Source organism: Vibrio sp. OPT41 (assembly GCF_015163595.1).
Lineage (GTDB): Bacteria > Pseudomonadota > Gammaproteobacteria > Enterobacterales > Vibrionaceae > Vibrio > Vibrio alginolyticus.
Genome location: NZ_JADDYH010000012.1, coordinates 30,889 through 53,055, shown reverse-complemented (window position 1 = coordinate 53,055; position 22,167 = coordinate 30,889). Strand labels below are relative to the sequence as shown.

Sequence of the window (22,167 nt, the reverse complement as noted above, 5' to 3'; positions counted from 1 at the left end):
TAAAGGCCCAGGCTCAAACTCAACGTCACTACTCAGCAGACGGTACACCTCTCCGTCCCACTAAACTCTTTAAACAAGAGGTGCCTATCAAGTTGGTGGTTATTCAACTAACCTAATAAAATATGATAAAAATATCTCATAATCCTATTTTTGAGCTATAGTAAAATTGAATAACTTTATTGGTTCAAGTGATGCTTTTACAACGTCCAAAACCTTATCCAGACGAAAGCCTTGAAAGCTTTTTTATTCGTGTTGCAAACAAAAATGGTTATAGTGATGTTAATCGGTTTTTAGTAGCCGTTAAGCGTTATCTTTTAGATATAGATCCAAGAAAGTTCCAGACATTTCCCACCGATATCTGTCGCATCAACCCGTACTCCTCCAAGAAACATTCAATCTCGCGAACACACGCATTACATCACCTCAGTCAGTTAACATTTAACGAACCTGTAGATTTACTCGGTATCGCGTTAAACAGAAACCAAATGCAGTTTTCTCCGTCAACAACCGCGTTAATCCGTGGTGCAGAAGTCATTCCACGCTCTCTTCTACGTAAGGGGGCGATTCCATGTTGTCCCTGTTGTCTAGGTGAACACGGATATGCGAGTTACCGCTGGCATTTTTCAGGGTATGAATATTGTCATGAACATGACGTTAAGTTAATAGAACGCTGTAGTTGCGGGGCAATTTATGATTACCGGTATGCGGGATTATCAGGTGTATGTACTGAATGTGGGGAAAATATATCCGCATCTCAAGAAAACCACGAGCCTAAAGCGACCAGGATAGCATCTTGGTTAGCAGGAGATGATGTAAAACCATTGCCAGATGTCCCTCTTAGTTATAGATGGGGGTTCATGCATTGGTGGTCTCAAATATCAAGCTCATGTAAAACTCGAAACAATGGTGAATTCTTAGCCTTTTGGGAACATTGGCCAAACTCCTTTCACAAGTTGATTGGAAAAGAAATAGATTTCAATTTCGAATACTGCGTTCTTAGTAAAAACGATTTAAGAATGAAAGACATTCTAGGGAAGATTCTGTTTAGCTCAATTCAGCTTCCTGACCGTAACTTTCGTTCGAATATCATATTAAGAGAGATGTTTCAGTATATAGAAACACACTTATGGGACGACAACGGTAAACTGGCGAACCTTCGAATGAATATGCTCGAGATATGTGTATTGCTGAACTGTTCTCGAGAGCAAGTGACATCAATGATTGAGCAAGGCCTACTCACCCCAAATCGTCAACTTGGAAAACGAGAGATACTCATCGTTACTGAATACGCTTTTTACTTGGGTGATGTTTATTGTCTTTGGCTTTCAGAATTTCAATCTGATGAGTTCAATCGCTCTTTTTACCTGTCGAGGTGGTGAATGACAACACTGGCAGAAATATTAGATAACAAAACAGACGACCTTAATAAAGATTTGCGCAGAGCCTTTAGACCACTCTCCGCACCCGTTGACATATCAGATACTTCCATTGAAGCGCTAACCATACTAGTGAACCTAACAGATAGAGTCATCGAACAAAAAGACCTACTTGATAGAAAGAAATGTAAAGACAAGCTTAGAGACGAAAAATGGTGGGCCAACTGCTTGAGAACCGTTAAATATCGCCAAAGTCATAACCCAAAGTTTCCTGACATTAGAGCAAATGGCGTAATTCGTGCCGCACCAGTCGGGCATTTGCCACCTTTTATGCTTTCTTCTAGTAAATTACCCCAAAATAGCTGGGCTTATGCCAATGACTCTAGCCAAGTGAATAAATCCTGTTTTTTAACGAGTGAATTTATATGGAATGGTGACGTTCATTGCTTAGGTCAGTTGCTCACAGAGCTTGAACATCCGCTCTGGAATGTTCTAAGAAAACTCGGATGTTACGTTAAAACAGCCAAATACATATCAAAGGAGCTAGCACTTATTCCTCCGTTGGAAATTAATACTTCGCTAGTTAGAAATTATTTGGCACAGATTTCTCTTCCGAACGACGAAGACTCATATATTTCTTTATCACCTGTGGTTTCTCAATCAATGCAAGAAGATTGCTATCAAGTATTGAGTGAGCACTATCGATTTTCTGCTATTACTCTATTTAGCCGAGCGACAAACATGGGAACTCTGGCAATGAGTTGCGGAGGGAAATTCAAAATGATCCGCTCTTTGCCTCCGATAGAAAAGTACCAACATCACCACTTAGACTCCGTAAATTGGCTTACAAAGCGCTCAGTCAGAGCTATACGAGACTACACAGAGTCTTCCGTATGGGTAATATCACCAAATAAACTGGCACTTAGAAAAAAATCAATCATTGAAGACATTAAAATAATGCTTTCCCAATGGCTGCGTACCACTCCCACGCACGAAGAAAAGTTAGATATAAGGAAATTAACAGAACGCTTCAATGTCGATTTAGCCAAAACCAAGTTTGCAAATCGCTATGCTTATGATCCCCTGCTAACTCAGCTGATCTACAACTGTATAGGTTCAATCATTCATTCACCGCCTCAAGATGCTCCAAAATGCGAGGGAAATGACGACAAATACTTGCTGCTACCAAATCTTAGAATCTCTGGTGCATCAGCCATGAATACGTCTGTGAGTATTGGAATACCTTCTATGATGGCGTTTTATGGATTCGTACACGCTTTCCAGAGAAATGTACAAACAGCTAATCCTAACTTTAAAATTGAAAGTTTCGCCGTATGCATTCACAACATTCATGTGGAAAACCGCGGATTAACAAGAGAATGGGTACCAAACACAAAAGGACAAATTACAGCACCTGCAACACGAGACGATTGGCAGTGTGACGTTGCAGTAAGCCTGATTCTTCGTTGCAGTCATTATTCTCAGCTAATACCTCGCGATTTCATACGCTTATTACCGGGAAGAATAGCAAGAGGGAAAGTGACAGTTTCCATATCCGATATAAAACACTTAGGCCGATGTTTGAGTTTGGCTGATGCAATCAAAGCGATACCTGTTGAAACAGGTAGATGGCTTAGCCTAAATAACGAAGTGACCTTAAACAGTATTCAAGATGTGATTGACGAGTTAAAAAATAACAGATTACAAACCGTCAGCTGCATTGGTTATCAACTATTAGAAACCCCATGTGAAAAACGTGGCTCACTACACGGGTACAAACATGCTTTCGTCGAAACCATACTTGGTATCATAAAACTTTTAGCAATAAGTAAAAATACAAATCCCAACCAATACTTTTGGCAATATCACTATTCGAAGCAAGGTCCGATTTTACTTCCCAGGAGCATATCCGATGAAACTTCCTAATAACTTGTCCTATATAAAATCTATTGAACCTTCTGATGTCATTTTCCTTGTTAACTGGCCAGATGGAAGAAAGACACCACTCCCATACACTAGCCGTGTAGCGTTAGGTATGAAAGAAGGCTCCAAGTCTGCATACAAAGATGATGGCCAAATTGACATGGACGCAACGGCACACTCCCTAGCCCATGGCAACGCGCACGAAATCGACTTTTGCTGTGTACCTTACGGAGCCGAGAGTATCGAATGCGAATTTTCTGTTTCATTTGCTTCGAGTCTTCGTAAACCATTTAAGTGTTCCGATCCAGAAGTAAAACGAACCCTAGTTCAATTGATTAAGCTATACGAGGAAAAAGTGGGTTGGGAAGAACTCGCCAATAGGTTCCTCGAGAATATTTGTAATGGTAGATGGCTTTGGAGAAATAACGAATGTACATATTCAACATCAATCGGTATAAAACCATGGCCATGGGAAGACGAAAAAGCCATTAGCCCATTCCATGACATCCGAAAAAATTATGCTGGCACTAACCACTTCAGAGATCATAAAGACTGGGATCAGCTAATCAAGTTAATCACTGACGCTTTTTCCCAACCGAATGGGCTCTGTATTTTCGAAGTCAGCGCTACATTTCGTTTAGGAACAAACGCTCCAATTTATCCTAGTCAAGTATTCAAAGACTCTGTCAAAGGTGAAAAAAACCGCATCTATCAATCCACTGACGTAGATGGAGAGAGTAGTCCTATACTCGGTTGTTATAAAACTGGAGCGGCAATAGCCACGATTGACGACTGGTATCCGGATGCGGACAAACCAATACGTATCAGCCACTATGGTGCACATAAAGAAGACGTTTATTGTTATCGTCACCCAAACACTGGGAAAGATTTATTCACACTTTTGGAAAAAGCCGATCAATACCTCGAACAACTTCAGGCGACAGAAGTATTGCCAGATGAAATGATTAATGACCTGCATTTTATCGTTGCAAACTTGATAAAAGGCGGGTTACTTCAACGGAAAGGAACCTAAACCATGGATTGGTACTATAGAACCATCACATTTTTACCTGAATATCGAAACAATGAAGCAATCGCAGCTAAATGTATCAAGGAATTACATCGTTTTAATTACAAGTATGAAACGAGATCCATTGGCGTCTCGTTCCCACTCTGGGGCCAAGAAACGGTGGGACGTAAAATCACCTTTGTTAGTACCAATAAAATGGAGTTGGATTTTCTGATATCACGAAGGTATTTCGTACAAATGACAAAACTTGGTTACTTTAGCATTTCCACAACACAAACTGTCCCAGACGATTGTTCTTATGTTCTATTTAAACGTGCACACTCTATAGATAAAGGAACATCTGCGGGCCGAGCGAGGGAGTTAAAACGACTTGAGCGAAGAGCTTTAGAACGAGGCGAAATATTTGACCCTATAGCTTATTCCAAAACCACTAGTCATGCATTCCAAAGCTACCACTCACTGGAAGAAGATAGCAGCAGTGGCAATAAGTTCCGACTGAACATACAAATGAAGGAAAGGTCAGGAACTGTAGGTACCGGAACATTTAGCAGCTATGGGCTAGGCAATACCGATAATTCATTGCAGGTTGTTCCATTGATTTAACCTTACATCTACACCATCTTCATAACCTATTGATTTTACAGCCTAGAATGTAGCATTAAGTTTAAAAGGGTAAATTCGTAGAAAAACCATTAACTAACTGATATTTATGGACTATTATTACATTGGTAATAGTGAACTACCGAATAGGTAGCTGATAATTTTGCGCAAATTTATAGTCACCTGGGAAAGTAGTGAACTGCCGCATAGGTAGAGAGGAGTAGTTTAAAAAATCAATACTATTACCATCTCCAAACAGCTAAACTCTTAGCTGTTTGCTTTGGCATTAGATGAGGACTATAATCCTCATCACTACTGAAAAGTAGCTGATAACAAATTTACATCTCCAGGCTCAGCCAAAAAGCGAATACTGCCGAACAGGTAGGAGGCTCCGTCAACTAGAGTAAATGAACTCTTCCAATCTATTTATGGTAGAAGCACTCGAATATCGCACTGAAGGACACTTGCTATCTGGTAGGCTTTTTCTAGTGTGATATTCACTTCACCTCGTTCTATCCTGCCTACGTAGCTACGATCTATATCTGCAGCCAAAGCCAACTTATCCTGTGATATTCCTTTGTCTTTTCGCATAGAACGAACGTTGTAGCCAAACTTTTTTGCTAAGTCTCTCATTTCAAAAGTACATTAAAAAGAAAGACTATCTATTCTTGAAGAGAACTTTTCCACGGACTATAATCCGCATTTATTTTTCTATGTTCAAATCTACTGTCGAGAGTTGCTACGTGTCACAAGACCTTACCATTCAACCATATATCATTGATTCAATAATCATAAATAACAAACCCACGTTTAGAATATCTGATATACGGGATCTGTTGTTAACCAGCACGATGCAAGACAAAAGTGTAGGTTATGTACGAATGTTTGTTTCTAAACAACTCAATACAATGGTAAAGCAAGGACTACTGACAACATCAGGAAATAATCGCAATAAGCTGTTTCATAAAACCACTTTGTTTCAACAAGTTAATGCCTCAAGCGTAGAATCAGAAATTAATCTGGGCAAAGCTGTTGATTTGGTAAGTTCAGTCCCATATATCGCTGAATTGAACAAAATGAGAGGCAAGCTCAATGGAGAGCTTGCAATGCTAATTGCTGAAATGGACGAGTATCGTTCGATTATGGCGCAATACCCTCAGACTCAAGAGAAAGTAAAAAAGCTGCATCAAGAATCGACACAACTTTCGGCCACTTTAACTGGGCAAATAACCGCCATCTCAAAAACAATAGACCTACTCACGTCGGAGGCTGTTTGATGCTTAGAGATTGGCAACGAAACTGCATTAAAGAAGCCTTAGGAAAATACAAATCTGGCAATAAGCACTTTCTTACTCAAGCAACTCCCGGCGCAGGAAAAACTATAATGGCTGCGTATTTAAGTAAGCAACTCTTAGATTCAAATATGATTGATTTGATTATTTGCTTCTCTCCGTCAATTAATGTTGCTAATGGGTTTACACGCACTTTTTCTCGTGTATTGCAGTGCTCGTTCAATGGCTCTCTAGGTTCATTAGGAACATCACTAACCTACCAAGCTATCCAATATCTCGATGATCAATTTTGGGAAACAATTTCAAAGCACCGAGTCTTGGCTATATTCGATGAAATCCATCATTGTTCAGGTGAAACTCTTTCTGACGCGAATGCTTGGGGCGAGCAGATTATTTTAAAAGTGCAGAAAGCATCCAAGTATACTTTGGCACTGACGGGAACTCCTTGGCGCTCAGATAGCTTACCAATATCACTGAGCTCTTATAGCAATCCGGAAGGAAAAATCATCTGCGATTATCAGTACACTTTAAAGCAGGCTATCACCGACAGAGTATGTCGAAAGCCGAAACTCGTGTTAGTTGATAACGAGCAGTTGCAATATGTCAGCCCAGAAGAAAGTAAATATTATTCATCGATTCAAGCATTATTTAAAGAACAAAAAATAAGTTATTCTAGTATCTTACAGGATACAGATGCTTTAGTTCATATTCTCAAACTATCTGCGAGTAAGCTACTTTCCATTAGAGCATCCAACCAAGATGCGGGCGGACTTATCGTCGCCTCGTCCGTTGCACATGCGAGACAAATTCAAACAATCCTGAATGAACAGCTAAAGCAACCCAGCGTGATGGTTTCTTATCATGACCCAGATGCTCAAAAGATAATTGAACAATTCAAAAATGATCACTCCCCTTGGATTATCAGCATTGGAATGATCAGTGAGGGAACTGACATTCCAAGACTTCAAGTCTGTTGCCATTTGAGTAATGTTCGCACGGAGTTGTATTTCCGTCAGGTATTAGGGCGCATTCTCAGGATCACAGATAGCAACAACCAAGAAGCTTGGCTGTACACGCTTGCTGAAGAAAATCTTGTTAAATTTGCTGAAGAAATCGAGCAAGATATTCCTGATTTTTGTCTTTATATAAAACAGCCTGAGGACAAAGAGGAAGAAGACGCACATTCACTTGAAACAAGCTCATCACATACTGTTCGAACCTTTTCGAAACTAGGGGATTTCAAATGGAATAACAGTGATACAAGTGTGCAAGTTGGTAACGAAAATTCTGTTCCTTATGGGTCGTTCACTCTGGGGCGTTTTAGAGAACGGGTGATTGAGGCGTTTGTTGGGATTTAGATGTGTGATTCATAGAGATGGTTTCAATTTTTTAGCCGAAGATCGAGCCTGTAATTTTGCTCTTGAAACCGCTCTTTCTTGATCTGGTAGTTCTGAGATACCTCTTCAGATAAAGGAGTTTGATAAGATACCCCAGTAATCCTGTCTATCGGGGTTGGCCCATTTAACGATCTGTGGGGCCGTTCCCAGTTGTAGTAGTGTTGCCATTCCGCGAATAGCAGATCCAGTTCTTCCAGCCCCACAAAGACATTTGTGGTCGGATAGAACTCACTTTTACCTGTTTTCTGCGAGCGTTCCACTTTGCCATTCAAGTGAGGTGAGCCAGGCTTATTTGGACGAAACTTGATCCCATAAATCATGAGTTGTTTCTGGACTTTCTCGGCAAAGAATTCACGCCCTCTGTCCGTCTGAATACGCTGGATAGGAAATGGCATCTCTTCCACGACACAATAGATAAAGTCGACTGTGTTTGCTGCTGTGAGCCGAGAGTAGCACCTGAGAACCCGATAGCGAGAGCAATCATCAATAGCTGTATACTGGTAAATTCCAAGCGCTATTTTACACGTGTCCATCTGGACTCTATCACCAGGAATTGGGCGCTCATATCTTTGGAAATCTTTTCTGCGTCGGTAAGTTACGATGGGTTTGACTGATGCTTCGGATAAAACTTTATGGAGTGTCGCTGTGCTTAGGTGTATTTGGTGAAGTCGGATTAATTCCGTTTGTAAACGTCGCGCCCCTAAATTACGTTTCTCACGCATCGTAAGGATCAATGCTCTTAGCTAATCAGTGAGTTTGGTATCTGGAGATGAATGAGGGCGTGGGCTCTGGCTTTCTAGACCAGCGATTTCCACACTGCTTATATCGCTTAGCCCACTTGCGTAATGTTGGTCTGGAAATACCACAGCGTCGACATACGAAGCCTGCATCACCACATTCCTCATACATTTTTACTCACTGTAGTCGTTGTTGGATTTCTCTGTCCATAGACACCCAGTATAGTTGAAAGGATGTCTATGAATCACACAATTTAGCGTAGCTGTCGGAAACCCGTTCATAGAAGAGCAGATAGATAACGATTATTTATCAAAAAAATCCGGTCGACCTTTACCTTTCTTTTTACGACTGTTATTTTGCTGATAGTAGTCTTCCCACCCAATACTCCTTGGTGGCGACCGTAACATCTCTTTGGTGACTTTGACGCCTTCTATGAATGGATTCTTCCAAAAGGTTGGCTTGTTCCCGGAAGTTAGCTGAGACGCGAAAAGAAAATCATCCTTAGTTATTGACTCATGATGGTTATCGATAGCTTCAATCGATGCTTGATAAATAAGGTCCCTAAGAGAGCGCATATTGCCTTGTGAAAACGCATATAGTTTTTCCTGTAGTCCCTCTTTAGCCAAACCAGTTTGTTTTTCAAATGGTAATGCTTCATCAAGGTGTTGTAAAAATGTCTTGAATGTTCCTTCACCTTCTTGATAATTGAAGGGGCGCAAATTGAATTGAATTGAGAACCGGCTATGAAGCTGGGAGTTTGCTTGCAATACAAGTTTAGAGTATGGCATTCCAAAAAGTACGATGGGGCACTTCGACTTGTTTAGTATTCCTTTCAGCCAATTTCCAACTTGCGTAAGAATTTTATTTGAAGATTCATCAACTAAATGCTGAAACTCATCGATAATAATCAGCTTAACACCTAGTAACGGAATAAGTTCGACGATTCGTTTTGTTAACCTAGCTAGATCAGTATCGTAAAGGGCAAGTGGGTCCTCCATTTGCAACAATAGCTCTCTCGCAGCATCGACGGGTTTTGCATTATCCGGCATTTCAATATGAATGACTGGAATGGTATCTCCCTCCGTATCAGAATCCCCCTCATTTTGTTTCAAATATTTTTTAATTATCGCTGTTTTACCTACCCCGTGAGATCCATATACCATCATACAGGTAGGCTCTGAATCCATATCTGAAAGGTCCCGACACCTATCCATATACCTTAGAACTTTAGCTACACTTGGTGTTATAACAAATGCTTTTTTTGCTTTTGCAACTCGAATATCCCTACTATCATCCATACCCTCCCCTCTTATAAGTAATCTATACCCCAGGCATTTTCGTCATCAACTTCCTCTTCTTGTGGATCTTCCTGCTCCGTTTTTATAATCGCATTTTGATTCTGAGCTTTTGCCCTTTCAGCATTTTCTTGATACCTAGCACCGCGACGTCTATTTCTGAGTTTCTTGGTTTTAACAATAGACTCTTCTGCTATGTCTTCTATTCGTATTTCAGCATCGACCTCAAAATCTTCATCATATTCGGACAAATTTAAACTTCTTTGATATTTAATATTGTATTTGTGCTGCCATAAAGAAACACCACTTGCATAGTCATAATCGATAGCAGGAACTGTAAAATACTCATCTACATCTTCATCTAACACCCAAATAACGCCCATACACTCAGGGTTGTATTTAAATGTCACCATATGGTTTCCATGTGTTCCTCGATACTCAGCTAAACGGTCACTACTGTACGTCAAGTCAACATAGACTGTTATTCCGGACTTACTAAGCTTCTTTTCATCTAAAACTGCGAACTTGAAATCTAGCTCCGCTGTCGTACCGGTAAACTCTTCAGGCTCCCATTCCTCACACCCTCTCTTCCATGCCACATTTGGGCAATTGGTACCTCTTTGGTTTGGATGTTTATGGTATATGTCTACTAACCAAATGAGATATATCTCTTTGATTTCATCAAGGGTCAATGTCGCTTCATCAATTGAATCATACCCTTCTCTGTGCAAGTACTGACTAAACGCTTTCCCAGGTAAGTCATCTAATAAGGTCGTATTAACTGTCCCATACTTACGTTCGACATCTGGTTTGTTATCCGGGGTATCCACTTTATTTTGATGGACGGTTATTAGTAGAGTCTCGCACGCAGCATCAAACGCTTTTGACAAAAATTCTTTGCCGTTATCCGTCACCAATAAGTCAGGAATCCCGTAGCACAACCATTCGTTCTTGACTGTGGGGTATGATGACAGTAATGAGTCTTTCCGCTGTATTGCATTTTTTAAAGCCAATGCAACTGAAACATAACTCGGTGGCTCAAATCCTAGGTAAAAACCAACTACAGCTTTACTATAACAATCTACCAACTGTGTAAGGTAGGGCCTCCCAAGTGGGAGGCGATATTCTTTATGTACGGCGAACAAATCCACAACTGTATGATCTACCTCAACCCTTTCAAGAGCATAAGAGGTAAGAATTTTTTTGCCCATCCTGCGAAATTCTCTTTTGGCTACACGCTCTCCTTTTTTTGCAACCAACACTTCGAACGGAGTCTTTTTTTTGACTCTTTTCCGCACAGACTCATACCTCGGATACTTATATTTCGTTCCGTGTTTGAGATTATACTGTCGAACTTTCCTACGAACACGGCGATGAGCTGAGCTAACATTGATTTTTCTACCAGAAATAACCGCTTCTACAGCTTGAGCCATCAACGCATCTACAATTTCTGACACTTTGGGGGCTCTATTACCTCTACCTTTGAATTTTGGCGCTAGAGATGTAGGATTGTAGCCAGATTGACTAAAATTCAACCACCACCGATAAATTGTAATAGCACTAGGAATATTTTTGTCATTGCATCGTTGTAATGCGACTCGATGTGGCTCAATGGTCTTAGGAACAATCTTGTCATTGACTCTACCTAGATATCGAAGAATCTTAAGCCGAAAGGAAATTTCAATCGCAACCTTATCTGGAAATGCTGTCAAATCAGTATATGTGGCATCTTCGTCTAAAGTATCATTTAAAGCCCTATCAATATAAAGAGTCTCTTCTTGATGACTTACGTCATCTCGTTTTGCCTTCCGATTAAAATTACTAAATGATTTCTTAGCCATAAGAGACTAGTTCAAATTCAGATTGAAAGGATATTGGAGTGTCCAAATCAGTTTCCAATAAATTTCGTGACAACAAATTGCAAAGGACTGGCATAATTGCTCGCCTTGATAATCCAGTCTTGTCGCTCAAATATTGTGCCGACTGTGAACCATTTTTCCTAAGAATATTTAATACCAAATTGTGTTTATCAGATAAGCAATCTCTTGAGGCATACCTATGCATCAACTTGAGATTCTTCAACAAGTTCTTGACTCTTATCTGCTTCTCTTCAACCAGCTCCAGTTCCAGCCCCCTTGTCTGGGCGGCTTGTTGCTTTGCATTCCACTCATCAAGGAAATCGGATGAAGATGCTATATTATCGGGCTTTACTTCGTACAAAACATATTCACCCGTATCAAATTGAACAAGGAAGTCAGGTACATACGTTCGCCACTTACCATTGTAATAATATGAATATCTAATTGGCTGAGCACAAAATCGGATAATATCTTTTTCAAAATCGAAGCAATAACAAGCATCACACTCTAAAGCAGACTCAACGGTAACTCTTTTACCCATTTTGGCACTAGCAAAGCGGTGTATGTTCTTACCTCTAGACTTAGTCAACTTACGAGCAGGATTATGAAAGGCTTGCTCTAATGCTAATACCACATTTTCAGAGAAACTATCTTGACAGAGCATAGAAATCACCTTCTTATGAAATTGTCGTAAACTTACATAAGTTTAGGCCATAAAAGGGGAATATCAATTTATGGTTGTACAAAATATCAATTTATGGTTGTAATTATCATTTTATGGTTGTATCAACAACCCATCAAGGAAAGACAGATGAGCAGTGGTCAAAGAGACATTACCCTTCGCTTTTTAGCAGAACCCAGCGACGTAAATTTTGGCGGAAAAGTGCACGGCGGCGCCGTAATGAAATGGATCGACTTGGCAGCATACGCCTGCTCTGCAGCGTGGAGTGGTAAATATTGCATTACCGCATATGCTGGCGGCATTCGGTTTGTTGCGCCGATTCATGTCGGCAACTTAGTCGAAGTTAGCGCGAAAGTCATTTATACCGGACGAAGCTCAATGCACATTGCGATTGACGTGCAAGCTAGTGATCCAAAGCAAATGAAAAACAGACTCACCACTCACTGTATCGTTATCATGGTTGCTGTAGATGAAAACGGAAAACCAACCGATGTACCGAAATGGATTCCAGAGTCAGATGAAGACAAAGCCTTAGAGCAATCCGCTATCCGTCTTATGAACATGCGTAAAGAGATTGGGGAAGAAATGGAAGCACACGTTAAATATCTCAAGTAACTGGCATCCGTTAAGAACGCTATTAAGTACCTCAACGTTACCTAGACCCAGAGTGTGGAGCAACATCATGGTTTTGCCATTTGTTTCACGCTCGCCCTTCTCTGTCATAAATCCTTCACCTAGCTTTGCTTAAATCCATCCATTATTTTAGAGTTGGATAGAGTTTGGATCTTGAGACTAAAAGAAACGACCTTAAGTGAAGAGACGTTGACCAATTTAAAAGCGGTCGAGTACCAGTGGGTGAGAACCATGTACGTCGAGGGGTATAACGAAACAGAAATTAATCATTACATTCAAACTTGCTTTGGCGGTGACGTTACCTTTGCTAATCTATTTCGTCGCGTCGCACTGCAGCAAGAAAGTTTGTACACGCTGCTTCAATACGTTGGATGCGCACCTTCCAGCCGAGAGTTTTAATCTCTTCCTTCCCTACCTCAATTTAGCTTTTTACTAAGCTCTAGTTATTTATGTGAAGTGCTACGCAGGGCATTATTCAAGCCCTGTGTAATCCATTGCAAAGCCGCTAATCTCTATCTACTTATTGCACAATTGCCTTTAACAGGCATAAAAAAACCTGAGTCTAAACTCAGGTTATGGTTACAAAAACTGTTAGTGATTGAATCGTAAGGAACTAAGCTAACAGCCAGCTATGCGTAACGCCAATAAAAGCCAAGATATTACTGATCGGCGGCCAAACCAAAATTGTAATATCCGTGCTAAGTATAAGGGCGACCATGTGGTCGCCCTTTTCTAGTTATTCTTATCAATCTCAGACCACAAGAGATTATCCTTTCACACCACCAGCGGTTAGACCACCAACCAACCAGCGCTGCGCAAGTAAGAATACGGCAGTGATTGGCACTGCTGAAAGTACAGCAGCTGCGGCAAAGTCACCCCACAAGTAGTTTTGTGGATATAGGTATTGCTGCATACCCACTGCAAGTGTGTACGAGTCTACATCAGAAAGCAGTAGTGACGCTACAGGAACTTCACCAATTACCATGATGAACGACAAGATGAAGACTACCGCTAGGATTGGCACAGACAGTGGCAGCAATACCAAACGGAATGCTTGCCATGGTGTAGCACCATCAAGAGCCGCTGCTTCTTCTAGAGACGAGTCAATACTTTCGAAGTAGCCTTTAATGGTCCAAACGTGCAGTGCGATACCGCCTAAGTAAGCGAAGATCAGACCGCCATGCGTGTTCAGACCAAGGAAAGGAATGTACTGACCCAGTTTGTCGAACAACGCGTACAGAGCAACCAGTGCCAACACCGCAGGGAACATCTGGAAGATCATCATCGCTTTAAGAATGGTGTTCTTACCTTTGAACTTCATACGAGCAAACGCGTAAGCCGATGTGGTTGATAGCGCCACGATTAGGATTGCAGAAATACCACCCACTTTTACCGAGTTCCACAACCATGTCATTACTGGGAATGGTGGCGGTGTAACTGTACCGTCTGGATTAGTCACCGAGAAACCTAATGCCAATTTCCAGTGATCAAGTGTTGGGTTGTCTGGGATCAGGCTACCCGTTGCAAAGTTACCTTCACGGAATGAAATCGCGATGATCATCAGTAAAGGGAAAATAATCAGTGCCAAGAATGCCCACATTGCAATATGAGTAGCCCAAACACGATACTTTAATGACTTACCTTGTACCATTGCCATTGTAATTTCTCCTTAGTCCTGAGCTACTTTAGTTACACGTAGGTTGATAAGTGCCAATGCGCCAACCAATAGGAAGATAAGCGTTGCTACCGCACTTGCTAGACCGAAGTCTTGACCGCCAGCACCTTCGAATGCGATTCGGTAGGTGTAACTTACTAGTAGGTCGGTGTAACCCGCAGGCTCTGATGTACCAATCATGTTTGGACCACCGCCAGTCAACAACTGGATAAGTACAAAGTTGTTGAAGTTAAATGCAAAACTCGCGATCAACAATGGTGTTAACGGCTTCAACATCATTGGTAGTGTGATACGTGTGAAGTTCGTGACAAAGTTCGCACCATCAATTGCTGATGCTTCATATAAATCGTCTGGAATCGCTTTTAGTAAGCCCATACACAAAATCATCATGTAAGGGAAACCAAGCCAAGTGTTCACAATTAAGATCATGGTTTTCGCCATGAACGGGTCAGAGAACCAAGCCGGGCTAATTCCGAATAAGCCTTCCAACAACATGTTGATCTCACCAAAGCTTTGGTTAAACAAACCTTTAAAGATCAAGATAGAAATAAACGCCGGAACTGCATAAGGCAGGATTAGCAACAAACGGTAAACTGAGCGACCTTTAAGTGCTTCCCACTGAACCACACTGGCAAGGACAAGACCAATAACAAGCGTAAACAATACGGTTAGCGCAGAGAAAACAATGGTCCAGATAAAGATACTGATAAACGGCTCTTTGATACCATCATCTTTCCAAACACGCTCAAAGTTGTGGGTACCAATGTTCACCACGAAACCTGGTGACACTGTGCTGCCAACAAATTGACCGTTTTCATCGACAGGCTGGTAGTAACCTACTTCCATATTTGGACGTAGCGTTTCTTCAGTCCGGTTGTTGTAAAGCGTTTCACCATCTTCTTGTAATGTGTACAAAGGCACAACTGCAGCAAATTTGCGCAGCCCACTCATACGGATATCATCACCGCTTGGCAAATGTAAATCGACACTGCTCAACGCACTGCGGTTCTTAACAATCGCCTTGATTGATTCTTTTTCACCCGTCACTTCTTCAATTGGTGAAAGATCAAACTCCGATGCTGAAAGGTTATCAAGCTGAAAAGTCGGGCTTGCAAGTAGCTCACCATCTTTTTCAACCACAAGTTGATGGCCTTGCTCCGTTTTATACAAAGTGAACGGGTAGCTATCACCACTTTGGTAAGTTCGGTCCAAAAGTACGTTCTGAGCGCGATCAAAAGAGAGTTGGTTCTTCGCGCTATAGTTGGTAAACGCCAAACCTATGGTGTACGCCAAAGGAAAAAGAATGAAAAGGATCATCCCTGCTATACCAGGGTAGATGTAACGGTGTGCGTACGTCTTTTTGCTACCAAAGATGAACAACGCTAAAGCGGTAAGAATGAGCGTAAGTAGTGCAAACGCAATCTCACCGCGAGAATACATAAGGATTGTTGCGTAGCCATTGATGATGCCGACTGTGCCTAAAAGTGACCATTTCATGAACACTTTTTTGCTGCTCGGAAGGCTGGCTTCTGGTGCTGTCATAGCATTTGTACCTTGAACTGACTGCATAGGGAACCTGCTAGCGAATATAGAATAAATATAGAAAAGTAAGGAGGAGTTGCCTCCTCCTTAAAAAGGTCTTACTTAATTATTTAGTCATTTGTTTTTCTGCATCTGCAAGAGCTGCATCGACAGTTTGACGACCGTCAACTACGTTGATGATTGCGTTCTTAGCCGCACCCCAGAATGCGTTCATTTGAGGGATATTTGGCATGATTTCGCCGTTCATCGCATTGTCCATTGTTGCTGCGATACGAGTATCTGAATCAAGCTCACGTTGGAACGAGTTAAGTGCTACCGCACCTAGAGGCTTATCGTTGTTAACCATACGTAGGCCATCGTTTGTTAGTAGGTAGTTCTCAATGAACTCAACTGCTAGGTCTTTGTTTGGAGACGCAGTGCTGATACCAGCCGTTAGAACACCAACGAATGGCTTAGAAGATTGACCTTGGAACTTAGGTAGCGTAGTCACGCCGTAGTTAACGCCAGACTTCTCAATGTTGCCCCAAGACCATGGACCGTTGATCGTCATCGCTGTTTTGCCTTGGTTGAACGCAGACTCAGACACTGAGTAATCCATATCCGCAGAGATTACGCCTTTATCAACTAAGCCTTTTACGAAGCTCATTGCGTCTTTAACGCCTTCTTTCGCGATACCAGCGTCTTTAACATCGTAACCTTCAGAAGTGTATTTGAACGCGTAGCCGCCATCAGCCGCCATTAGTGGCCAAGTGAAGTACGGTTCTTTTAGATTCCACATGATTGCAGACTTGCCGTCTTTTTTAAGTTTTGCATCTAATGCTGCAACCTCTTCCCAAGACTTTGGTGGGTTTGGAACTAGGTCTTTGTTGTAGATTAGAGATAGAGACTCAACCGCAACTGGATAGCCGATCAATTTGCCATCGTAACGTACTGCATCCCAAGCGAAATCAACGATACCTTCTTGAATATTCTTAGAAGGTTTAATTTCTGCTAGCAGGCCAGCTTCTGCGTAACCACCGAAACGGTCGTGAGCCCAGAATACGATATCAGGACCGTCGCCAGTCGCTGCAGTTTGAGGGAATTTGTCTTGAAGGCCATCTGGGTGAGCCACAGTCACTTTAATGCCTGTGTCTTCTTCAAATTTCTTACCAACTTCAGCAAGGCCGTTGTAGCCTTTATCACCGTTGATCCAGATAGTAAGTTGTCCTTCTTCGATGGCAGCATTAGCACCAAAAGAACCCAAAGCAACAAGAGTACCTAGTGCTACAGCGCTTAACTTTTTCATGTTCGTATCCTTTTTATATTTTTGATGTAGGGCTAGTCCATTGAGGTTCAGCCGTATTTCGACATATATCATCTGAAATAATCCAATATGTCTCATCCTCCTAATCCCTACGCCCTTACAATTATGACGTATTTTCGTGATCTAAATCGCCAAGGGTAAGAGACTCAAATCACAAAATGGATAGTTCCTGTGATCGGTTTCAACTTTAGGTGGTGCAATAATGTGATTTCCGACCAACTGCTTTCTTCCTCCTCCTTTTTTACTCCTCCCTTTCTACTCCCCCTACAATTATTTCTATTAGGAGGATGTCGCACTACGCACAATCTTAGAAACTGCAGTCATCCAAGAGTGGATGGTAAGAACCCTTTCCCAGCAGTGCCTACGTATTAGGAAAAAGATTTGCTGGTTTTGCATTGCCAGACGAGTGGAATGTCATTATTAGTGTTGTTTGTGGTAATTATTTCACGGGGGAGACAATACGAATAATGTGGGGGAGAGAAACTCGTACTTGGCTATGATGGGTAGCACTTCTATTCAGGACATTTTATTGAAGTGCTACCCTACTTTTCTTACCAACCGCAAGAACTTACCGATTCCTACTGTTACTGCTCGCTAGATAATTCATATAATGATGAGCGGTGAATAATAAAAAATTGATCGAGGACGAGCTACATGGCGAGTGTCACGTTAAAAAATGTTTGTAAAGCGTATGGCGACGTACTGATTTCTAAGAACGTAGACCTAACAATCAACGAAGGTGAATTTGTTGTTTTCGTAGGTCCATCAGGTTGTGGTAAATCTACACTTTTACGTTGTATTGCCGGTCTTGAAGACATTACTTCAGGTGATTTGTATATTGGTGACCAGCGCATGAATGACGTCGAACCATCCAAACGTGGTGTTGGTATGGTATTCCAGTCTTACGCTCTTTACCCGCACCTTAACTTATATGACAACATGTCATTTGGCTTGAAACTAGCAAAAGCAGACAAAGCAGAAATCGACAAGCGTGTTGAACAAGCAGCAGAAATCCTACAACTAGGCCACTTGCTTGAGCGCCAACCAAAAGCACTTTCTGGTGGACAGCGTCAACGTGTGGCGATTGGCCGAACATTGGTATCGCAGCCAAATGTATTCCTTCTAGACGAGCCACTATCAAACTTGGATGCGGCACTGCGTGTAAACATGCGTGCACAAATCACGAAACTTCAGCGCCAACTTGGTTGTACCATGATCTACGTTACGCACGATCAGGTAGAAGCGATGACAATGGCAGATAAAATCGTTGTACTAGACGGCGGTTATGTATCGCAAGTTGGTAAGCCGCTTGAGCTTTACCATTACCCACAAAACCGCTTTGTAGCTGGCTTTATCGGTTCTCCGAAAATGAACTTCATGAGCGTATTCATTGATGAAGTAGAAGCAGAGCGCGTCAAAGTTCAACTATCTAACGGCGTATCTTTCTGGATTCCGGTGGATGGTACAACAGTTAACCGCGGCGACCGAATGTCTTTAGGCATTCGCCCTGAGCACCTATTATCCGCTTCTGAAGCTGATGCAAGTATTCACGGTGAAGTGATGATTGTTGAGAAGCTAGGTAACGAAACTCAAGTATACCTAAATCTAGAAGGCGCGGACGCCGACGTTATTTTCCGTCAGCCGGACACGCTTGCAGTCGACACTGGCGATAAAATCGAGATCGGTATTCCAGCTCATCGTTGTCACCTGTTCCACAGTGATGGTCGCGCATGCCGCCGCCTATACAAAGAAAACGGCGTAGAAGTCGAATAGTTCATTCGTCATTACTCAAAAAAATCCCTCTCAAGTGAGAGGGATTTTTTTATCTTAATAAATATCAGCAATTCGATACTAAATCATTAATCGTGAACGAATCAAATCACCCGTTTCTTCTACCCTCACATAAACCATTGTCTTTGTACTGATACTTCATTTTTAATACTTTTCCTCATTCCTCATAAGTAAGTACCAGCTTTTTCCTAACCCGCCAAACTTAGCCAAAGGGCTAAATATCATTCTTATTTCCACTTACCTCAACAACGCAAATTTTTACACTTATCAACGAAATTACACGTGACAAAAAAACTCAGTAGCATTCAACAGAATGCTCTGTGCACCAACTACTAATAACGTTCACGACACGGCAATTGGGGAAGACACCCAAGGGCGGTAGCGTGTCAGAAGGGAAACTGAGTCATGAAACAAAAAGGACTTATCCGCTCTCATGAGATGGAGTTCGCTTTTTTATATCGCATCTCAGATCTTGCTGTCATCGTCTCTTTTATGCTGCTTTTAGTGTTCAAAGACATGAATACTGCGATGGGGAAAGATTACGTCATATTGGCTTTCGTTGGAGGCATCTCCTTTCTATTTATGGCAGAAAGCGGCAATCTGTATCGCTCTTGGCGAACCAGTTCGTTTAAAGAGCAGATGTTTATTGTCTGTGTTGCTTGGGCGGTGACTTCTGCACTTATCTTTGTTGTGCTGTATTTTTCTGAAGTCCATACCTTATTTGATAACACAATTTTAGCGCTGTGGTTTGCGATTACGCCCGCTCTGCTTTTGGCATGGCGAGTAACATTCCGTACCGGATTAGCCTATTTGAGAAAAAAAGGATTCAACACTCGCACTGCAATCATCATCGGCCAAACTCCTCACGGCATTACCCTAGCTAACGAAATTCAAAACCACACAGAACACGGCGTGCTTTTTGATGGCTTTTACGACGAACGATCTTCCGACAGATTGCCAAATTCTGATTATCCTATTAAAGGAGCTGTTGACCACGCCCTTGAGCGAGCTAAAAAAGGGGAAGTAGATTACGTCTATATCGCGATGCCAATGCACGCAAAAGAGCGCATTGCGTCACTTCTTAACCAATTCTCAGATACCACCGCAAATACGTATCTGATTCCCGACTTCTTCACTTATAACCTTTTACATTCTCGTTGGGCGCAGATCGGCCAAGTTCAAACACTAAGTGTCTTTGATACACCTTTTGCTGGAATTTCTTCTTGGGTAAAACGGTTTGAAGACATCTTGTTTTCGAGCATTATTTTGGTCTTAATCGCCCCTATTCTATTCGTCATTGCGATTGGCATTAAGGCAACGTCTAAAGGCCCTGTCATCTTTAAACAACATCGGTACGGTCTTGATGGACGCAAGATTGAAGTCTGGAAGTTCCGTTCAATGACAACCATGGATCAAGGTTCCAACGTGAAACAGGCGACAAAGAACGATCCTCGTATTACGCCTTTTGGCGGATTTCTACGTCGCACCTCTTTGGACGAACTACCTCAATTTATCAATGTACTGCAAGGGACCATGTCTATTGTCGGCCCACGCCCTCATGCCGTGGCACACAATGAAGAATACCGTCAGATCGTGGATCGCTACATGCTACGTCACAAAGTAAAACCAGGCATTACTGGCTGGGCGCAGATTAATGGTTATCGCGGCGAAACCGACACCTTAGAAAAAATGGAAAAGAGAGTCGAGTTTGATTTGGATTACATCCACCATTGGTCGGTTTGGATGGACATCAAAATCATCTTTATGACCGTTTTCAAAGGCTTCACTGGTGCTAACGCTTACTAAGGTTGAGATTATGAAGAAACTGACAATGGCAATAGCATTGAGTCTGTTTTCTACTGACTTGCTCGCAGAACCGATGGCTTACCAAACCGAGTCTGGTATAGAGTTGATTCCCCTCGTAAAAACTTTCTACGAGGGAGATGACAACATCAATAAAGCGGAAAAATCCGGCAATGTAGAATCGGTCAATATTTGGGGTATAGAACCAAGCTTACTAGCACGTATAGAACGGAATCGCTATCGCGCAGATATTTTATATAAGTTAAAAGCTGGCTTTTCATCTGACGATCGCAACGACTTCGACGACCACACTTTTCAGTTTTCCAACTTTTTCGAATTTAATCATCGTCATCGTTTAGTGGTTGATTACCGTTTTCGCGCCCAGCATGAAGTTCGAGGAGAAGACATTACCGAAGGTAATGGTAGCGCAATCGACTCACCAATAGAGTTCAACCGTAACGATGTAAAAACCAATTATGTCTTTGGATCTAACGGTGCCAAAGGCAGACTCGAATTCGGTTTAGGCTATAGTGATAAAACCTATCAAAACTATCGTGACGGCTTGCCTGGGCGCCCAAACGCTAAAACTAAATACAACGATTTTCGAGCTCCCAATGCACATTTGGAGTTCTATTTAAGAGCTACGCCAAGAACCTATTGGTTAGTCGGAACAAACCAAATCGTAACCGAGTATCAGCACCGAAATTCTGCGCAGCCATCGAAAGATAACAACACCAGTTTCTATTACACCGGTGCCGAATGGGAAGTCACAGGAAAAACCAAAGGCATCGCTCGACTCGGTTATCAAATCAAAGATTTTGACAGCGCTCAACGAGAGACATTTAAAGGCTTTAGTTGGGATATCGGCTTTGAATGGTTGCCTCAAGAACAAACTCTAGTCAGCGTGAAAACCACTCAAGCGGCGGTTAACCCCGATCAAGATGGCGATTACAACCTACAAACTCGTTACCGACTGAACCTGAAGCACGATTGGAATAGTTACCTTGCAACTCGCTTAGGTGCTGTTTATCAACAAGATGATTACACGGGAATCTCCAGAAACGACGATCGGTACACTCTATCTTTTGGTATCGATTATCAGATCAAACGTTGGATACAACTGCAAGCCGATTGGCAATACCAAGATAAAAACTCTAGCCGATCGGATTATAGCTTCGAACAAAATATTTGGACTTTAAGCGCACAGTTTTCTCTGTAAAAAGGATTA

The 22,167-nt window shown here is 41.8% G+C and carries 18 protein-coding genes and 1 pseudogene; 11 read left to right on the top strand and 8 right to left on the bottom strand.

The genetic code is table 11. The annotated features are described in order from the left end of the window. Positions 1–191: 191 nt before the first annotated feature. Genes IQP38_RS02855 through cas6f form a run of 4 tightly spaced genes read left to right on the top strand, consistent with a single transcriptional unit; the run spans position 192 to position 4,932 of the window. Positions 192–1,379, top strand: a complete 1,188-nt coding sequence (locus IQP38_RS02855; protein WP_047102594.1) for a TniQ family protein — start codon at positions 192–194, stop codon at positions 1,377–1,379. Beyond that, positions 1,380–3,302, top strand: a complete 1,923-nt coding sequence (locus IQP38_RS02850) for a type I-F CRISPR-associated protein Csy2 (RefSeq protein WP_193837293.1) — start codon at positions 1,380–1,382, stop codon at positions 3,300–3,302. It begins immediately after the preceding gene. After that, the gene (gene csy3, locus IQP38_RS02845; protein ID WP_047102592.1) at positions 3,289–4,332 is read left to right on the top strand and encodes a type I-F CRISPR-associated protein Csy3; all 1,044 of its coding nucleotides are present in this window, start codon (positions 3,289–3,291) and stop codon (positions 4,330–4,332) included. The genes IQP38_RS02850 and csy3 overlap by 14 nt, the downstream gene beginning before the upstream one ends. 3 nt (positions 4,333–4,335) lie before the next feature. Continuing rightward, positions 4,336–4,932 (top strand): type I-F CRISPR-associated endoribonuclease Cas6/Csy4, encoded by a 597-nt coding sequence (cas6f, locus tag IQP38_RS02840; RefSeq protein WP_047102591.1) that lies wholly within the window; start codon positions 4,336–4,338, stop codon positions 4,930–4,932. Positions 4,933–5,355: 423 nt separating this feature from the next. On the opposite strand, the gene IQP38_RS02835 is transcribed toward cas6f, so the two are convergent. Further along, positions 5,356–5,562: a helix-turn-helix domain-containing protein gene (locus IQP38_RS02835; RefSeq protein WP_005499654.1), complete on the bottom strand. Its 207-nt coding sequence runs from the start codon at positions 5,560–5,562 to the stop codon at positions 5,356–5,358. A gap of 248 nt (positions 5,563–5,810) precedes the next feature. Between IQP38_RS02835 and IQP38_RS02830 the strand changes: the two genes are divergently transcribed. Next, the gene (locus tag IQP38_RS02830; protein ID WP_047102590.1) at positions 5,811–6,206 is read left to right on the top strand and encodes a hypothetical protein; all 396 of its coding nucleotides are present in this window, start codon (positions 5,811–5,813) and stop codon (positions 6,204–6,206) included. Continuing rightward, positions 6,206–7,579, top strand: a complete 1,374-nt coding sequence (locus IQP38_RS02825; RefSeq protein WP_047102589.1) for a DEAD/DEAH box helicase — start codon at positions 6,206–6,208, stop codon at positions 7,577–7,579. The genes IQP38_RS02830 and IQP38_RS02825 overlap by 1 nt, the downstream gene beginning before the upstream one ends. A gap of 9 nt (positions 7,580–7,588) precedes the next feature. Here the strand turns inward: IQP38_RS02825 and IQP38_RS02820 are convergent. The 4 genes and pseudogenes from IQP38_RS02820 to IQP38_RS02805 all read right to left on the bottom strand — a co-directional run bounded on the left by IQP38_RS02820 (position 7,589) and on the right by IQP38_RS02805 (position 12,174). Continuing rightward, a pseudogene (locus IQP38_RS02820) lies at positions 7,589–8,527 on the bottom strand (IS481 family transposase). 131 nt (positions 8,528–8,658) lie between these two features. Next, positions 8,659–9,654 carry a TniB family NTP-binding protein gene (locus IQP38_RS02815; RefSeq protein ID WP_020841386.1) on the bottom strand — a complete coding sequence of 332 codons (996 nt, stop codon included), beginning with the start codon at positions 9,652–9,654 and terminating at the stop codon, positions 8,659–8,661. A gap of 11 nt (positions 9,655–9,665) precedes the next feature. After that, entirely contained in the window at positions 9,666–11,492 is a 1,827-nt protein-coding gene (locus IQP38_RS02810; RefSeq protein WP_064490426.1) for an integrase catalytic domain-containing protein, read from the bottom strand. Then, positions 11,485–12,174: a TnsA endonuclease N-terminal domain-containing protein gene (locus IQP38_RS02805; protein WP_005499663.1), complete on the bottom strand. Its 690-nt coding sequence runs from the start codon at positions 12,172–12,174 to the stop codon at positions 11,485–11,487. Before IQP38_RS02805 ends, IQP38_RS02810 begins: the two co-directional genes overlap by 8 nt. A gap of 147 nt (positions 12,175–12,321) precedes the next feature. Here IQP38_RS02805 and IQP38_RS02800 point away from each other — a divergent pair, with 147 nt between their 5' ends. Continuing rightward, complete coding sequence (locus IQP38_RS02800; RefSeq protein WP_005375279.1) at positions 12,322–12,807, top strand: acyl-CoA thioesterase; 486 nt, start codon at positions 12,322–12,324, stop codon at positions 12,805–12,807. A gap of 171 nt (positions 12,808–12,978) precedes the next feature. Continuing rightward, positions 12,979–13,224, top strand: a complete 246-nt coding sequence (locus tag IQP38_RS02795; protein ID WP_005375277.1) for a hypothetical protein — start codon at positions 12,979–12,981, stop codon at positions 13,222–13,224. A gap of 367 nt (positions 13,225–13,591) precedes the next feature. Here the strand turns inward: IQP38_RS02795 and malG are convergent, their stop codons facing one another. The 3 genes from malG to malE form a co-directional block, all read right to left on the bottom strand. Further along, positions 13,592–14,482 (bottom strand): maltose ABC transporter permease MalG, encoded by an 891-nt coding sequence (gene malG / locus IQP38_RS02790; protein ID WP_005375275.1) that lies wholly within the window; start codon positions 14,480–14,482, stop codon positions 13,592–13,594. A gap of 12 nt (positions 14,483–14,494) precedes the next feature. Further along, a complete protein-coding gene (gene malF, locus IQP38_RS02785) occupies positions 14,495–16,069 on the bottom strand; it encodes a maltose ABC transporter permease MalF (RefSeq protein WP_005375273.1) in 1,575 nt (524 codons plus the stop codon). 79 nt (positions 16,070–16,148) lie between these two features. Further along, positions 16,149–17,327: a maltose/maltodextrin ABC transporter substrate-binding protein MalE gene (gene malE / locus IQP38_RS02780; RefSeq protein WP_005375272.1), complete on the bottom strand. Its 1,179-nt coding sequence runs from the start codon at positions 17,325–17,327 to the stop codon at positions 16,149–16,151. Positions 17,328–17,999: 672 nt separating this feature from the next. On the opposite strand from malE, the gene malK reads away from it, so the two are divergent. The 3 genes from malK (at position 18,000) to IQP38_RS02765 (ending at position 22,158) form a co-directional block, all read left to right on the top strand. After that, on the top strand, positions 18,000–19,118 hold the full coding sequence (gene malK / locus IQP38_RS02775; protein ID WP_005375271.1) for a maltose/maltodextrin ABC transporter ATP-binding protein MalK: 1,119 nt from the start codon (positions 18,000–18,002) through the stop codon (positions 19,116–19,118). A gap of 423 nt (positions 19,119–19,541) precedes the next feature. Beyond that, complete coding sequence (locus IQP38_RS02770; RefSeq protein ID WP_042521578.1) at positions 19,542–20,942, top strand: undecaprenyl-phosphate glucose phosphotransferase; 1,401 nt, start codon at positions 19,542–19,544, stop codon at positions 20,940–20,942. Positions 20,943–20,952: 10 nt separating this feature from the next. Next, the gene (locus IQP38_RS02765; RefSeq protein WP_017635284.1) at positions 20,953–22,158 is read left to right on the top strand and encodes an outer membrane beta-barrel protein; all 1,206 of its coding nucleotides are present in this window, start codon (positions 20,953–20,955) and stop codon (positions 22,156–22,158) included. Positions 22,159–22,167: the final 9 nt, after the last annotated feature.

Excerpts from the sequence above, each read along its gene's own strand:
- IQP38_RS02835 (WP_005499654.1), bottom strand. The coding sequence starts at position 5,562 with ATGAGAGACTTAGCAAAAAAGTTTGGCTACAACGTTCGTTCTATGCGA.
- IQP38_RS02825 (WP_047102589.1), top strand. The coding sequence starts at position 6,206 with ATGCTTAGAGATTGGCAACGAAACTGCATTAAAGAAGCCTTAGGAAAA.
- IQP38_RS02810 (WP_064490426.1), bottom strand. The coding sequence starts at position 11,492 with ATGGCTAAGAAATCATTTAGTAATTTTAATCGGAAGGCAAAACGAGAT.
- malF (WP_005375273.1), bottom strand. The coding sequence starts at position 16,069 with ATGCAGTCAGTTCAAGGTACAAATGCTATGACAGCACCAGAAGCCAGC.
- csy3 (WP_047102592.1), top strand. The coding sequence starts at position 3,289 with ATGAAACTTCCTAATAACTTGTCCTATATAAAATCTATTGAACCTTCT.
- IQP38_RS02805 (WP_005499663.1), bottom strand. The coding sequence starts at position 12,174 with ATGCTCTGTCAAGATAGTTTCTCTGAAAATGTGGTATTAGCATTAGAG.
- IQP38_RS02850 (WP_193837293.1), top strand. The coding sequence starts at position 1,380 with ATGACAACACTGGCAGAAATATTAGATAACAAAACAGACGACCTTAAT.
- IQP38_RS02855 (WP_047102594.1), top strand. The coding sequence starts at position 192 with ATGCTTTTACAACGTCCAAAACCTTATCCAGACGAAAGCCTTGAAAGC.
- IQP38_RS02815 (WP_020841386.1), bottom strand. The coding sequence starts at position 9,654 with ATGGATGATAGTAGGGATATTCGAGTTGCAAAAGCAAAAAAAGCATTT.
- IQP38_RS02830 (WP_047102590.1), top strand. The coding sequence starts at position 5,811 with ATGTTTGTTTCTAAACAACTCAATACAATGGTAAAGCAAGGACTACTG.
- malK (WP_005375271.1), top strand. The coding sequence starts at position 18,000 with ATGGCGAGTGTCACGTTAAAAAATGTTTGTAAAGCGTATGGCGACGTA.
- malG (WP_005375275.1), bottom strand. The coding sequence starts at position 14,482 with ATGGCAATGGTACAAGGTAAGTCATTAAAGTATCGTGTTTGGGCTACT.
- IQP38_RS02800 (WP_005375279.1), top strand. The coding sequence starts at position 12,322 with ATGAGCAGTGGTCAAAGAGACATTACCCTTCGCTTTTTAGCAGAACCC.
- cas6f (WP_047102591.1), top strand. The coding sequence starts at position 4,336 with ATGGATTGGTACTATAGAACCATCACATTTTTACCTGAATATCGAAAC.
- IQP38_RS02770 (WP_042521578.1), top strand. The coding sequence starts at position 19,542 with ATGAAACAAAAAGGACTTATCCGCTCTCATGAGATGGAGTTCGCTTTT.
- malE (WP_005375272.1), bottom strand. The coding sequence starts at position 17,327 with ATGAAAAAGTTAAGCGCTGTAGCACTAGGTACTCTTGTTGCTTTGGGT.
- IQP38_RS02765 (WP_017635284.1), top strand. The coding sequence starts at position 20,953 with ATGAAGAAACTGACAATGGCAATAGCATTGAGTCTGTTTTCTACTGAC.